The 14,156-nt window shown below is 39.2% G+C and carries 12 protein-coding genes and 2 pseudogenes; 7 read left to right on the top strand and 7 right to left on the bottom strand.

Features of this window, described 5'->3' with window-relative positions; all coding sequences use genetic code 11:
* Positions 1–89 precede the first annotated feature (89 nt).
* The 5 genes from H3299_RS00625 to H3299_RS00605 all read left to right on the top strand — a co-directional run bounded on the left by H3299_RS00625 (position 90) and on the right by H3299_RS00605 (position 3,968).
* The gene (locus H3299_RS00625) at positions 90–1,208 is read left to right on the top strand and encodes a ceramide glucosyltransferase (protein ID WP_182418429.1); all 1,119 of its coding nucleotides are present in this window, start codon (positions 90–92) and stop codon (positions 1,206–1,208) included.
* Positions 1,209–1,386: 178 nt separating this feature from the next.
* A complete protein-coding gene (gene arfB / locus H3299_RS00620; RefSeq protein WP_182418428.1) occupies positions 1,387–1,836 on the top strand; it encodes an alternative ribosome rescue aminoacyl-tRNA hydrolase ArfB in 450 nt (149 codons plus the stop codon).
* 533 nt (positions 1,837–2,369) lie between these two features.
* Positions 2,370–3,134 (top strand): glutamine amidotransferase, encoded by a 765-nt coding sequence (locus H3299_RS00615; protein ID WP_182418427.1) that lies wholly within the window; start codon positions 2,370–2,372, stop codon positions 3,132–3,134.
* Between the two features lie 28 nt (positions 3,135–3,162).
* Entirely contained in the window at positions 3,163–3,507 is a 345-nt protein-coding gene (locus H3299_RS00610) for a hypothetical protein (protein ID WP_182418426.1), read from the top strand.
* 92 nt (positions 3,508–3,599) lie between these two features.
* Positions 3,600–3,968, top strand: a complete 369-nt coding sequence (locus tag H3299_RS00605; protein ID WP_182418425.1) for a hypothetical protein — start codon at positions 3,600–3,602, stop codon at positions 3,966–3,968.
* A 113-nt stretch (positions 3,969–4,081) separates the two neighbouring features.
* Here H3299_RS00605 and pncB read toward each other — a convergent pair whose 3' ends face one another.
* Together pncB and H3299_RS15590 are read right to left on the bottom strand one after the other, a co-directional pair.
* The gene (pncB, locus tag H3299_RS00600; protein ID WP_182419573.1) at positions 4,082–5,386 is read right to left on the bottom strand and encodes a nicotinate phosphoribosyltransferase; all 1,305 of its coding nucleotides are present in this window, start codon (positions 5,384–5,386) and stop codon (positions 4,082–4,084) included.
* Between the two features lie 242 nt (positions 5,387–5,628).
* Positions 5,629–5,851: pseudogene (locus H3299_RS15590) on the bottom strand (IS6 family transposase); the annotation flags it as partial.
* A 221-nt stretch (positions 5,852–6,072) separates the two neighbouring features.
* Here H3299_RS15590 and H3299_RS00590 point away from each other — a divergent pair.
* Together H3299_RS00590 and H3299_RS00585 are read left to right on the top strand one after the other, a co-directional pair.
* Positions 6,073–6,546 (top strand): SUKH-3 domain-containing protein, encoded by a 474-nt coding sequence (locus tag H3299_RS00590; protein WP_182418423.1) that lies wholly within the window; start codon positions 6,073–6,075, stop codon positions 6,544–6,546.
* Between the two features lie 297 nt (positions 6,547–6,843).
* On the top strand, positions 6,844–7,818 hold the full coding sequence (locus H3299_RS00585; RefSeq protein ID WP_182418422.1) for an NAD-dependent epimerase/dehydratase family protein: 975 nt from the start codon (positions 6,844–6,846) through the stop codon (positions 7,816–7,818).
* A gap of 156 nt (positions 7,819–7,974) precedes the next feature.
* Here H3299_RS00585 and H3299_RS00580 read toward each other — a convergent pair whose 3' ends face one another.
* The 5 genes and pseudogenes from H3299_RS00580 to H3299_RS00560 all read right to left on the bottom strand — a co-directional run bounded on the left by H3299_RS00580 (position 7,975) and on the right by H3299_RS00560 (position 14,002).
* Positions 7,975–9,120, bottom strand: a complete 1,146-nt coding sequence (locus tag H3299_RS00580) for an alpha-hydroxy acid oxidase (protein WP_182418421.1) — start codon at positions 9,118–9,120, stop codon at positions 7,975–7,977.
* Positions 9,121–9,159: 39 nt separating this feature from the next.
* Positions 9,160–9,970: pseudogene (locus H3299_RS00575) on the bottom strand (IclR family transcriptional regulator).
* 209 nt (positions 9,971–10,179) lie between these two features.
* Positions 10,180–11,079 carry a 4-hydroxy-tetrahydrodipicolinate synthase gene (gene dapA / locus H3299_RS00570; RefSeq protein WP_182418420.1) on the bottom strand — a complete coding sequence of 300 codons (900 nt, stop codon included), beginning with the start codon at positions 11,077–11,079 and terminating at the stop codon, positions 10,180–10,182.
* 65 nt (positions 11,080–11,144) lie between these two features.
* Positions 11,145–12,905 (bottom strand): ABC transporter permease subunit, encoded by a 1,761-nt coding sequence (locus H3299_RS00565; protein ID WP_182418419.1) that lies wholly within the window; start codon positions 12,903–12,905, stop codon positions 11,145–11,147.
* Entirely contained in the window at positions 12,902–14,002 is a 1,101-nt protein-coding gene (locus tag H3299_RS00560) for an ABC transporter ATP-binding protein (protein WP_182418418.1), read from the bottom strand. Before H3299_RS00560 ends, H3299_RS00565 begins: the two co-directional genes overlap by 4 nt.
* Between the last annotated feature and the right edge of the window lie 154 nt (positions 14,003–14,156).

Here is a 14,156-nt window from a genome sequence, read left to right as displayed (position 1 = left end):
ATTAAAAGCAGCTTCACAGTTTGCCAAAAATGAATTAAATAAGATTTATGATAAATAACAGTTTTGAAAACTGAGAGGAAAAAGCAAGCGTGTGGATTATAGGAACCATTTTAGTGACACTTGCAGCTTTGTGTCTATTGCTTCAAATTGTAACTTTGCTTGTTGTGGCTATTCGCTCAAAATGGCATCCCGTTAGCACAATTGAGACTTGGTATGATGAGGGTGTAACTATCTTGCGGCCAGTTGCTGGTCTTGAAAATAATTTAGAACGTACCCTTACTTCCGCCTTTACGCTAGACCACCCTAAAAAAGAAATTATTTTTTGTGTTTCGCGCGATAATGATCCAGTTATCCCCTTGGTTGAAAAACTAATGGCGCAATATCCTGATGTGCCATCACAATTATTAATTGGTGATAATCCAATTAGCCCAAATCCTAAACTAAACAACCTAATCAAAGGTTGGAAAGTCGCTCAATATGATTGGGTAGTGATGACCGATTCCAATGTATTGATGCCGCCTGATTATATTGCTCAGCTTTTTGCTCGTTTTAAAAATGATACTGGGCTTGTCGCTTCGCCGCCGCTTGGTACTGAGCCTGAAAATTTTGCTGCTGATGTAGAAGCAGCCTTCTTAAATAGCTATCAAGCACGCTGGCAATTATGTTCCGATACGCTTGGCAACGGCTTTGCACAAGGTAAGACATTATTTTGGCGGCGCGAGGTATTAGATAATGCCGGTGGTATTGAAGCCCTAGCGAGTGAAATTGCCGAAGACGCTGCCGCCACCAAGGTCGTGCGCTCACAAGGACTAAAAGTACGCCTATCTGCAATGCCTTTTGCCCAACCGCTTGGCGAAAAGCAATTTCAACCAGTATGGTCAAGGCAAGTTCGCTGGGCCAAACTGCGCCGTGACTCCTTTGCCTTTTTCTTTTACATTGAAATCTTGTCAGGTAGCGTTTTTCCACTGCTATGCCTATTGCTTGCAGCATGTTTGGGGGCGGTGTCCTTCACCTCCATTCTTTGGTTTATGCTTGTTTGGTATGGCGTAGAATTCATAACCACCGCTTATGTGGGGTGGCCAATGTCCATACGGCAAGCAATTGCTATTTTTTATCGCGATATTTTATTAGTAGCAGTATGGTTTTCAGCCTTTGGCAAAGGTGGCTATCAATGGCAGGGTCATAAGGTTGATATTGGTAAAAAATAATATTTTCTTACATTGCCAATAGATTTTAAAATCGAAAATTTATAAAACACTGGGATCAATTTCAGTAACGCATTGTGTACATTTGCGTTTAATGCCTTTTTCTGCTAAAGAAGCTGCAATTTCTCCAGTCTAGCGATGGGTTGAGCCAATATAAACATGTGTTGAAGATGGTTACGTCATGGTACAAAAAATAGACTTAAGTGACGATTTCCTTTATGTAAATGAAACCATCACCATTCATAAAAGCAGTTTTGAAGAAAGCTTTATTCGCGCAAGTGGCCCTGGGGGACAAAATGTCAACAAGGTCGCCACTGCTGTGCAATTGCGTTTTTTCCCGCAATTAGCTGATATTTCTACCGATGTAATTGATCGCCTGATTAAACTTGCCGGACAACGCGCCACCAAGGATGGGCAAATTTTGCTTGAGGCTGATCGCTTTCGCACACAAGAGCGCAACAGAATTGATGCGCGCGAGCGCTTGGTTGATTTACTGCGAAAAGCAAGTGCGCCACCACCACCGCCAAGAAAGAAAACAAGGCCAACCAAAGCCTCGGTGGAGCGCCGCTTAGTCAGTAAAACGAGCCGCGGCAGCGTTAAAAAATTACGCGGCCGCGTTAAAGACGATTAATCTATGTTCCTTTAGCCAAGTACGGACTTTTATCAAGTCGAAGAAATTCAACCATTCAAGTGGTGTAAAAACCGGCATTAATTGGATTAAAATTTTATTTTCTTGCCTATTTTTGAACAATTTTTCGTTATTTTTATAAATTAAACTCGTTTTAATCTTTTTCCTATAGTAATAAATAGCTTATAAGATGGTTAATATATTTATTGTTTGATCAATGGCAGTTTGCAAATGTTTGCGTGGTGTTGATAGATTGTTGCTAAAATGAGAATTGACTTTGCGCCTATAGAAAGTTGATTATCGTAAGATATTTTTAAAATTGTGCAGCAATTTTATAAAAAACTTAGAAAACATCACCAAACAACAGTTAAATTGATGTGTTTCTGCTTAGCATATTTACCAAAAATAGAAAAATTTGCGGTAAATATTGCTTTAAACAATAAAGAGAGCGTCACTCTGAACCACCAGAAAAACGCTCAAGGGGTTTGCCAAAAATAATTGGCTGGTTGTAAATTATGGGTGTTGAGCGATAGATCATGTCACTGGCATATAATTTTAAATTGGATTATGATGATGAACGGCCCTTATTAGCTAGTGGGGAAAAAGCTCCTATTTTAGTGGTTTTGCATCAGGCAAGCTCTACCGCTGGACGTGTGGGACAATTATTGCAAAAGGCTGGTTTTCCCCTTGATATTAGACGCCCTGCCCTAGGTGAGAAACTACCCAAAACCCTTGTGCATCATAGTGGTGTTGTGATTTTTGGCGGCCCGATGAGTGCCAATGATCCCCATGATTATGTACGCTATGAAACGGATTGGATTAGTGTGCCGTTGCGTGAGAATAAACCGTTTTTAGGCATTTGCCTTGGAGCGCAATTGTTAACTCGCCATATTGGTGGCCAAATTCGCTCGCACAAGGACGGCTTGGTAGAAATTGGTTGGTATCCAATTGAAGCAACTCCTGTTGGCCAAAGCCTATTTAACTGGCCAAAAATGGTTTATCATTTTCATCTTGAAGGTTGTTTTGATCTCCCTCGTGATGCACAATTATTAGCAAGCGGCGCGAATTACCCCACCCAAGCCTTTCGCTATGGTGAAAACGCCTGGGGCGTTCAGTTCCATGCGGAGCTAACTCGCGTCATGATGCAACGCTGGGTGGTGCATGGTGCGCAGCGCTTTAATGATATGGGCGCACAAAATGGCAAATGCCATTTAGATGGCAGATTTTTATATGATTGTGCTTTATTAACTTGGTTAAAACAAGCGCTTAACAAAATTTTTCATATTAATGAATTAGCATAGGCTTGCAATTTTCTAAAAGAGGAAATGCATGGACATTGAACATACCCTATTTTTGATGACCACACGTCCACGAATGTTTGTTATCAATGCTTCTGGCATGTATCATTTTTATTCTGGTGTATTTTCGCAAAAACGTGAAAGTGGTATATCAAAGGATAATGAAGCTAATTTATTGGTCTGCTTTCTTGAATGGAAAAAAAAGCATTGGGAGTTAACAACCCCGAAGACCTTTTTAATTTTTATGACACTATGGAAAATGAGGACGGATTGGCCTGCATGGCGAAAGATCTTCTTTATGTTTATAAGACCATTTTACCCTCTTACATTCACCCCGCGGATCGACCTTATCAATAAGTATAGTTTACGCGTTTAAAAATGTTAACTCACATTTTTAATCACCGCTAAAGAATTTTATCAAGCGGTTAATTTTATTCTCCAGTAAGACCGCTTAGAACAGTTGATAAAATGATTGATCCCCTTAAAAACCAAAAAACTACTTACGATTTTCTAATTTCTTGTATGTTATATACCCTAATAGATATGCAAATAAAAAATTGTATTTCTTCTGAATGCGCTGAAGATTTAATATTTTTGCCTAAATTTATTTCCTTCATTGAAAGTCGAACAGATAATAAAACCATTTTGGATATTTTAGAAAATAGACTTCTTTACACTGATTTACCAATAATTTCAGGAGAAGAAATTCTCCATAAAAACCTAATGCAAGATTTTTTAAAAGTAAAAAATTTGCTGAAAAAAATGCTGACTGAAGACCATAAGAGTTTAGCGGGCGCTAAATCCCAAATAATTGATTTTAGACACCTTATCAAATAACAAAATGCCTTGCTGACATTAAAAAATAATCAGCTAGACCTATTTAAAAATACGGTCACATGCAAAGATGCTCATACCAAAATTATTTTTGCAATTTTAATGCAAGTCAATTGCTAAATTTCTACTGGGCGGTCAAGGCGATCCTTATTGCCAAAAAAATCAATATAGCGCTTAATTTCATCAGGTTCGCCAGTTGCTTTTTGCAAATTATCTGACAATTTAACAGCAGGCCTACCATTGACATGGGTAACTTTGCACACCAATGAAATCGCTTTAAGGCCCGAAATTGCGTCCGGTGCGCAGCCAGCAAAATCATTGGTTAGGTTGGTCCCCCAACCAAAACTCATTCTTACCCGCCCATCAAAATGGCGATAGGTTTCTTCAATCGTATCAACATCCAAAGCATCAGAAAAAATCAATAATTTTTCGCGTGGGTCTTTACCATGCTCTTGCCACCACTTAATGATTTTTTCACCACCCTCGATTGGTGGCGCACTATCAGGGCGAAACCCCGTCCAATCTGCAACCCAATCAGGGGCATTGCGCAAGAATGAATCTGTGCCAAAAGCATCAGGCAGAATAATTAACAGATTGCCGCCATAATAGCGGTTCCAATCCTGCATAACCTTATAAGGAGCAGCGCTCAACTGTTCGTCATTTTGAGCTAAAGCGGCGACCACCATCGGCAATTCATGGGCATTGGTGCCAAGAGCCTCGACATCCGTATCCATGGCCAATAACACATTGCTAGTACCAGTAAAAGCTGTGCCAATGCCTTCTTTCAAGGCTTCCACACACCAACGCTGCCAAAGAAAAGAATGGCGGCGGCGCGTGCCAAAATCTGATATGCGAATATCTGGCAATTTGCGTAAACGTTCAACCTTACCCCACATTTTTGCTTTGGCGCGCGCATAAAGCACATCCAAGGCAAAACGACCAAGATTGCGCATTGCGGCACGTGAGCGCAATTCATTGATGATTGCAAGAGCGGGAATCTCCCACATGGTTGTATGGGTCCAAGGGCCTGAAAAGCGCAACTCATATTGGCCATCACGACGGCGCAATTCATATTCGGGCAGTTGAAAATCTTGCAGCCAATTTAAAAATTCTGGTTGGAAAATATGGCGGCGGCCGTAAAATGTATTACCACCAAGCCAAATCATTTCCTTTTTGCTAAAGCGCAATTGCCGTGCATGGTCAAGTTGGGCACGTAACTCGTCTTCGTCAATTTCATCGGCCAAATGCACAGTCTTGGTGCGGTTGATCAGCGAAAAGGTCACATCAACATCGCGATAAAGCCCCCAAATCATTTGCAGCATAAGCAATTTGTAAAAATCAGTATCAAGCAATGATCGAACAATCGGATCAAGCTTCCATGTATGGTTAAAAACACGTCGGGCAATATCGGTGCGAGCCATCATTCATGAACCTTTAAACCGTCAATAGATGCATCATTGCTGCAATGCTCTATGATAATCTTTGCATATCATAGCTCAAAACCACTTTGAACCATTTATATGCTTTAGCTGCCTAGTGTTAAAGCAAGTTTAGCGACAATAAAAGTTAATTTATTGCTTTTTATTAAAAAAATTGCATTGTTTAAAATGACTGTAACTGCCAAGAGAATTTCTTTAAATATTTAATAAACAGTTAAGAAAAACTTGATATATGTCTCATTGATGCAAACTGAGCCGCATGGGGCTGGTCTCGAAATTTCGCACTCGTTTTTCTTGTTTTGGCGCATATTTCAGCATCCAACGGTTGATTTAACCCAGATCAACCTTGATGTCGCGCTCCAATAACAGCTCTTCAATATCCCTATAGCTTAAACAATAGCGAATATACCAATTGATAGCCTGAATAACGATCATTGCTTCAAGGTGCCCAACTACTAAAATTGGCTTTAAAATCATTTCTTGCCCTATAAAATAATTTGTTCTTTAATCTCGTTAGCATTTAAGGCTCCCTAAAATAGGCAGGCATAGTCTCAAGTTTTCTTATTTTTTACGTTAATATAAATTACAAGTAATATTTGCGACGAGGCCTAGAGATGCACTTAAATATTTGGGTGCCACGGCTATAAAACCAAAATAGGAGAAAATAAATGGTGGAAATAATAAAAGGTTTTGAATGTGATTTATTGGAAGATAAATTGAAACCATTGCTAGAAATGGGATGGTTTCAGGGAAGAGAAGTTGATATTGAAAATAAGCTAAACGACCTTATTAATGACGGTTGTATAGTTTCAAATTTTGCAAAGTCTTTTGCAAAACAATTTGATGGATTATCAAAAATAGAAAATTACGGTGAATGGAAAACGCCATTTGTTGAATTTGATTTGGGGGGGTCAATTGGATTTGATAAATTAGATTATCAAAGGTTTACAGATAATGGAATATTAGAAATGACCCCTATGGGCGAATATGTGATCACTTCTGGGTTGCTAACTGATAAATTTGGTAATTTTTATTCTTTTGATGATTGGGATAATATTACAAAACTTGGTTCATTTTCTGAATTTTTAGAAAGATTATGTAATAAAAAGCAGTTGAATTTTACTAAAATAAACATAAAATAATTATTTTTTAATAACCTTTTTGAAAAATATTTTATGTAAATTAAGCACTTCATTGGAAAGTGTAGCTTTCGATTTTTTTAGTACGGAACTATCAAAAACGTTGGATTACCCCAAACTAAAATAGGTTTAAATCAAAGCTTGACGCAAAGACAAAAACAGTTGAAAAAGTCACGTAAAATAATGTCGCTTTAGTCAAGCTGCTTAAGAATTTGATAAAAAAATATTTATCAAAAATAACAAAGACTGACTAAACTGCAATATTTTAATCGGCATATCTTATATGGGATTTTAATCAATATGAAAGCAATTGTAACTGGAACGGCAGGATTTATTGGATTTCATGTTGCAAAACAACTCCTTATAAATGGCTGGAGCGTGGTTGGCATTGATAATCTCAACACTTATTATGACCCAACACTAAAAGAACATCGGCTAAAATCATTGCAAAATGATAAAAATTTCCGTTTTTCTAAAGCCGATATAGCGCTGCCGGAAGAATTACGATCAGCCATATCTGATGATATGGATGCCGATATCATCATTCATTTAGCAGCACAGGCTGGGGTGCGCTATTCGATAGAAAATCCCTATAGCTATGTTCATTCAAATGTCACCGGACAGGTAACGGTTTTTGAACAAGCCCTTAAAATGCCAAAAAGCGTACCGATTATCTATGCAAGTTCCTCATCGGTCTATGGTAGCAATAAAAAGATACCTTTTAGTGAAAGCGACAGAGTTGATGGACCTGTTTCCGTTTATGCAAGTACCAAACGTGCTGGCGAGCTTTTAGCCAATTCCTATCAACATATTCACGGTTTACGCAGCATAGGTTTACGCTTTTTTACAGTTTATGGCCCTTGGGGAAGACCAGACATGGCACCTTGGCTTTTTACCGATGCTATATTGCATCAAAAACCGATAAAGCTTTTTAACTATGGCGATATGATGCGCGACTTCACATATATTGATGATATTGTCGATGGTATTATTGGTGCAACAAATCGTATTTTGAATACTGAAAACACGATCGAGCCAGTTTATAATTTAGGCAATAACCGGCCGTCAAAACTTGAAGAATTTGTAAACCTTATCGAAAAGTGGACAAATAAAGCAGCAATCAAACAATATGAGCCAATGCCGGCAGCAGATGTGCCTATGACTTATGCGGATATAACATTAGCGCAACGCGATCTGAATTTTGCCCCCCAAACATCGCTTGATGATGGTTTATCGAAATTTATATCTTGGTTTAAAGCTTATCACAAAATCTAAGTTCACATCTTAGCGGTGCTTCTATAATCATTTTATTGGCTAACAATAGTAGAAATGCATTTTTGCTTGATACAGATATTATCATCGATAAATGATAATATTGGCAGCAAAGCTGCGCAATATAAACATCAAAATAGAGAATTGTTAAAATCGTTTTTAAACGTGACGCGACATTGATAAATCTTCAATATTTTTGCATCCAAGCATAATCATGGTTTGCTGTAATTCTTCAATTAATAATTGAAGAATTATCATGCTACCTTTTTCATCTTGGCCCGCCAATCCCCACAATGGCGCGCGACCTAATAAAACTGCCTTTACGCCAAATGATAATAATTTGGCAATATCACTGCCACGGCGTACGCCACTATCGGCAAAAATGGCTATCTTTTCGCCTATTTTATCAATAATTGGCTCAAGAACATCGATTGGGGTTACTGCACTATCAAAATTTCGGCCGCCATGGGCAGAGACAACAATACCATCCATGCCGAGCGCCAATGCTTTTTGCGCATCATCAGGCGATAATATGCCTTTTAGGATAATTTGCCCTTTCCATGTAGTGCGTAATTCTTCAACATCACTCCAATTGAGTTTATCCTCAATGCGCAAATCTTCATTTTGACTTACGGACATAATATTGTGGCGAAATTCTTCTGGATAATGCCCATAGCTTGGCATGCCATTTCTTTTATATAATTGCAAAAGAACAAAAAATAGCCAATGCGGTGCGCCCAAAATATCCAATATGGAGCGCAAAGATGGACGAAACGGAATAGAAAAGCCGTTTTTTTGATTATATTCGCGCTTTGGTGATATTGGTGTATCAACAGTTACCATCAAAGTGCTTACACCCGCGCTCCAAACTCTTTCTAAAAGTGTTTGCGTGAGTTTGCGATTGCGCCACATATAAAGCTGAAACCATAATTCAGTTTCTGCTGCATTTTGTCGAATATCTTCAATCGTGGTGACCGATTGGGTTGATACAGTAAAAGGAATGCCAAGTTTACCGGCGCTCCTTGCCAATTTTACCTCACCATCAACAGCAACGATACCCGCCAAAGCAGTAGGTGCAATAATCAGCGGAATATTATAATTTTTATTGAAATATTGGGTTGATAAATCCGGATTATCAATGCCTTGTAAAATTTTTGGGATTAATCGTATGTTGGAAAAACTATTATGCAAATTACAAATTGCATGTTCATCTTCACTGCCACGATCAATATATTCAAATAAAAAACGCGGTAATTTTCTTTTGGCAGCCTGCCGATAATCGTGAAAGTTTAACAATTTTTTCATTTCGGCCTCAAAGAAAATATGATTAAAAATCAATAGGAATTAAACTTGGGAAAACGATATGGATGTCGCAGCAACAAGCACATGGGGAACCAATTCTTTTTCAACTTGCTCAACAGTCCAACGGGTGGTTGGAACAGAAATATTAAGGCCGGCAACTGCAATACCATGTTCATCAGTAATGGCAGCAGCAAGCGAAATATCCCCCATAACTGTTTCATTGCTAATCAGCGCGTAACCTTTTTCCTTGGTTGCCAAAATACGCTCACGAATTTTGCGGATCGGTCAATGAGTAAGGAGTAAGAGGATTAAGCACGGTTGATTGCAAAATTGCATCAAGCTCATCAATAGGACGGCGCGATAAAATAGCCGTTCCTGTCGCGGTAAAAACCGCAGGTAAACGACTACCAATAGTAATATCAACATTGACAAGATGCTGGCCTGGAAAGCGCGCAACAAAAACAACTTCATTGCCATCAAGCTCTTGCAAATTGGTTGTTTCACCAATATCGCGGCTGATTGCGAAGAGATAGGGCGAGGCCTTGTCAATCAACTCATTCGATTTAAGATAATTATAGGAAAATTGTAATATTTTTGAGGTTAGCGCATAATTTTTAGTTTGGCGCACACGCTGTAAATACCCCAAGGTTTCTAAAGTATAAACAATACGTTGGGTTGCACTGCGATCCAAATTGGCTAAACGGGCAATATCAGATAAAGGCAACTGTCTTTGGGGAGCATCAAAAGCATGCAGAACTCTAAATGTCTTTTCGGTAGAACCAATGAATAAAGATGAATCCCTTGGATCATTTTCAATTTCGTTTTGTTTGGAACCCGACAAGAATTTGGGCATATTTATTCTTTCAATTATTTAAAAATTAAGTGATTTTGATTTAGATGCATATTTGTAAAAGAAGTTTATAATTTTTCAAAACCATATATTTAATTTGCAAAAAAAACAGCAACAATATTGTCAGCATATTTTAAATTAAACTGTTGATACATTAAAAACCACTCCCTGCAATTCTTATCATTACAAGGAGTGATCTATAATAGCTAAAACTATTTTTCAAAACGCTCGATTAACGCTGCATAGGTTTCTCGCAGCGAATTGGATAGGTTTAAATTTGGCTTTTCCAATGGCAAAAGCATATGGGGCGCATTAACTTTAACAAGATCGAGCACCGACTTCATCGGGCCTGGATTTGTTTCGGCAAAAGTTAAATTGAGCAAAGGAATAATTGCGCGATGAATTTCAAGGGCTTCTTGTAGACGATTAGCATTGACCAAGTCAAAAATAAGCCGCCATGCTTTTGGTAGCATGGTTGCAGTTACAACAATACCACCTTTTGCACCTGCTGCCATATGCAATGGGAAAAGACTATCCTCACCACTTAAAACCGAAAAATTATCACTAACCCCGGCGACAACCTGTAAAAAATGATACATGTCGGTATTACAGGCCTTCATGCCAATAATATTTTGATGATGGGATAATTTATGAATAATTTCCGGATTAATAGCGATACGTGTGCGATAAGGAATTTCGTAAATTAAAACAGGCACAGGGGAAGCATCTGCATAACGCGAATAATAATCATAAAGTCCCGTTTGAGTTGGATTGGTATAATAAGGCGTCACCACTAAAAGTGCGTCAGCACCAGCACTTGCAAGATCTTTGCCTGCGGCAATCGCATCATAATAGCCAGCATCTAAAACCCCAGCAATAACTGGCTTTTTACCTTCAACTGCATTTTTTGATGATTCAACAAATTTTAGCCGCTCAGCACGCGCCAGTGAACCATATTCACCCGTTCCGCCAATAGGTAAAACGCCATCAATACCTTGCTGTAATAGCCATGAAAACAAAGCTTTTGATGCATCAATATTAATTGTGTCATCACTATTAAGCGGTGTTGGAATTGCAGGGATAATACCCTTTAGGTCATGTGAAGTTAACATAATAATTCTTTCCAGAAGATATGCCAAACATTGATGAGAATGTCACAAATGTTTGGCAATTAAGTTTAACGATTAAGACTACGTTGGCGTAATTTGTCGGCAACGAAAATTAAAATAGCGATGAAAATCAAAAGTCCGCTTGATACGGCTGCGATTACCGGTGACACCGATAGGGTAACTTCATCCCAGAATTGCTTAGGCAAGGTGGTCGTAACGCCGCCAGTTGAAAATAGCGCAATGGTAAGTTCATCAAATGATGTTGCAAAAGCAAACAGGAATGAGGAAAACATGCCAGCGCCTAAAATTGGAAATGTTACTTTCCTCAATGCCTTCCATGGTGTCGCGCCAAGACTTTGTGCGGCAAGATCTAATCTGACATCATAATTGCGCAGCACTGCCATCATCGTCATAACCACATAAGGCACCGCCACCACGGTATGACCAATAACCAGACCAAGAATAGTACCAACAATGCCAAGCTGAGCGAAAACATAAAATAAGCCAACAGCAACAATAATGCGCGGTACAATAATTGGCGACAAGATAAAGGCTAACATAATGCTTTTACCGCGCATTTGATGGCGCACCATTAAAAACGCAGTTGGTACACCAATAAGCATTGATAAAATACCTGTGCCGGTTGCGATGATGATCGAGCGCCAGATAGCTTGCATCCAAATTGGTGACTGCCAAATGGCCTCATACCATTTTAAAGTAAAACCGGTTGGCGGCCATGACAAATTGGCAGTACTAAATGATAGAGGAATCATCAAAAAGGCTGGCAAACTGATAACCACTAATAATACCCATACAAAGCTACGAATACCGACTGAAGCTTGCTCATTTTCCTGCTGTTTGCGGTTGGGGAAGATTTTTAGGATAAAATCGGTTGCATCACCAATATAGGAAAGTACGCGATTACCCAAAATGCGAAAAACCGAGTTTCGCTTATGCGTTGTCGTTGCACTCTCGCCAGTTAAGCTTTGAAAACCAAAAATGCGATCATAAACCATAAAGATGACCACAACCACAAGGAGAAGGAAAACAGAAATTGCTGCTGCTAATTCCCAATTTAATGTTTGCTGTACTTGATCGATAATAAGCTGGGTAATCATTGTATCACGTCTACCGCCAAGCAAGGCTGGTACGATAAAAAAGCCAATTGCGGTGACAAAAACCATGATGCTTGCCGCAGCAACGCCCGGCATGGATAAGGGAAAATAAATTGTCCAGAATGATTTTCCAGGCTTTGCCCCCAATGTGCCTGCGGCGCGCGGCAAGTTACGGTCGATATTTTCCATCACCGATAGCATAGTCATAATCGCCAATGGGATCATGGCATGAACCATACCAATAAGAACTGAATTAAAGCCATAAAGTAGGTTAAGCGGCTTATCGATAATACCAAAGCCGATTAATGTATTATTGATAACGCCATTGCGCCCCAAAATAACCACCCAAGCAAAGGCACGCACAAGAAAACTTGTCCAAAAAGCTAACAAAACCCAAAATATCAAACGCGCTTTGGTTTTTTCTTTAGCACGGGAAATTGTATAGGCTACCGGATAACCCAAAATAATTGCAATGACTGTGGTGAAAAACGCAATCTTTAGCGTGATCCACATAACATTCATATACAAAGAAGATGAAAAAATTTGCTGATAAGGGGCAAGAGTAAAGCCATCTTTGCCCCAAACACTCAAAAAGAGTAGCTGGAAAACTGGATAAAGCAAAAAGACCGACAATAAAATAATAATCGGTGCCACCATTAAAAGCGGCTTTAGCCATTTATTCTGTGCTTTGGCAGGACTTGGTGATGTGCTCATTTGCGTTCCTCACTATTTGGAAGAACAACACTGTCACTCACATCCCAACTTAAATAAATTATATCATTTGGCTTATATTGTTCACTTTGATTGCGGGTCACAAAAGAAGCAACAACTTGGTTACCTCCCTCAATCTGTGTATTAACATAGAGTTTGGTCAAACTGCCGGTTACCATAACATCAAAAATACTCGCCTTAATGCTATTTTCACTCGGCTGATGAGAGATAATCATATTTTGTGGGCGGATCATGATATTGACTGATTTATCATTCGAATAATCTACATTATTGCGCATGGCACGCATATTTATCGTGGTTCCAGCCAATTGCAGAGTGCATTCTTCGCCATGATCGCCTTTCATTTGCGCTTTAAATATATTGGATTCACCCAAAAATTGTGCGGTAAACAAGGATTGCGGCCGGAAGTATAAATCAGCAGGCGTACCCAATTGCTCAATGGCACCAGCATTCATCAAACAAATGCGATCTGACATGGTCATCGCTTCTTCCTGATCATGAGTGACATAGACAATAGTTGTACCCATTTCACGGTGAAGTTGTTTAATCTCAATTTGCATATGTTCGCGCAAATTTTTATCAAGCGCGCCCAAAGGCTCATCCATCAAAATAATAGATGGCTTGTAAACCATGCAGCGTGCTAAAGCGATGCGCTGCTGTTGTCCGCCAGATAGCTCTTTAGGGTAACGCTGCGCAACTTGCGGCAAGCGTACCATTTCCAAAGCTTCTAACGCCATGGACTTTGCTTTATCATTGGGAATTTTTCGCATCTGCAATGGAAAAGCGATATTTTCTACAATCGTCATATGCGGGAAAAGCGCATAATTTTGAAAAACAACCCCCAAATCACGCGCATGGGGCGGCGCAAAGGTCATATCGCGCTCACCGGCTAGAACTGAACCGCTATCAGGTGTGGTGAGGCCTGAAATCAAATTTAAAAGTGTTGTTTTACCAGACCCAGAAGGACCAAGAAGGGTTAAAAACTCGCCTTCGGGAACATCAAGATCAGTTGGTGCCAAAGCGATAAAATTACCATATGTTTTTTTGAGCTGTCTGATGGTTAAACTAGATGATCCCATATCGCTCTCCTCTTAAATTTTTGTTTGTTTCATGAATTAATTGGGTTTTACGGGTAAAATGGGTTTTAGGGGCAAATCGAACGACTTTTGAAATTTTTTTAAATGCTCGTGTTTTAAATCATTCATCAATCGCCATTTTTTGCCTCTTAAAAAC

Source organism: Bartonella sp. HY038, assembly GCF_014117425.1.
Taxonomy (GTDB): domain Bacteria; phylum Pseudomonadota; class Alphaproteobacteria; order Rhizobiales; family Rhizobiaceae; genus HY038.
This window is presented reverse-complemented; position numbering and strand designations above follow the sequence as displayed.

What these genes read in the sequence shown, in the direction of transcription:
- arfB (WP_182418428.1), top strand. Translation starts at nt 1,387, where the DNA reads ATGGTACAAAAAATAGACTTAAGTGACGATTTCCTTTATGTAAATGAA.
- H3299_RS00615 (WP_182418427.1), top strand. Translation starts at nt 2,370, where the DNA reads ATGTCACTGGCATATAATTTTAAATTGGATTATGATGATGAACGGCCC.
- H3299_RS00610 (WP_182418426.1), top strand. Translation starts at nt 3,163, where the DNA reads ATGGACATTGAACATACCCTATTTTTGATGACCACACGTCCACGAATG.
- H3299_RS00605 (WP_182418425.1), top strand. Translation starts at nt 3,600, where the DNA reads ATGATTGATCCCCTTAAAAACCAAAAAACTACTTACGATTTTCTAATT.
- pncB (WP_182419573.1), bottom strand. Translation starts at nt 5,386, where the DNA reads ATGGCTCGCACCGATATTGCCCGACGTGTTTTTAACCATACATGGAAG.
- H3299_RS00590 (WP_182418423.1), top strand. Translation starts at nt 6,073, where the DNA reads ATGGTGGAAATAATAAAAGGTTTTGAATGTGATTTATTGGAAGATAAA.
- H3299_RS00585 (WP_182418422.1), top strand. Translation starts at nt 6,844, where the DNA reads ATGAAAGCAATTGTAACTGGAACGGCAGGATTTATTGGATTTCATGTT.
- H3299_RS00580 (WP_182418421.1), bottom strand. Translation starts at nt 9,120, where the DNA reads ATGAAAAAATTGTTAAACTTTCACGATTATCGGCAGGCTGCCAAAAGA.
- dapA (WP_182418420.1), bottom strand. Translation starts at nt 11,079, where the DNA reads ATGTTAACTTCACATGACCTAAAGGGTATTATCCCTGCAATTCCAACA.
- H3299_RS00565 (WP_182418419.1), bottom strand. Translation starts at nt 12,905, where the DNA reads ATGAGCACATCACCAAGTCCTGCCAAAGCACAGAATAAATGGCTAAAG.
- H3299_RS00560 (WP_182418418.1), bottom strand. Translation starts at nt 14,002, where the DNA reads ATGGGATCATCTAGTTTAACCATCAGACAGCTCAAAAAAACATATGGT.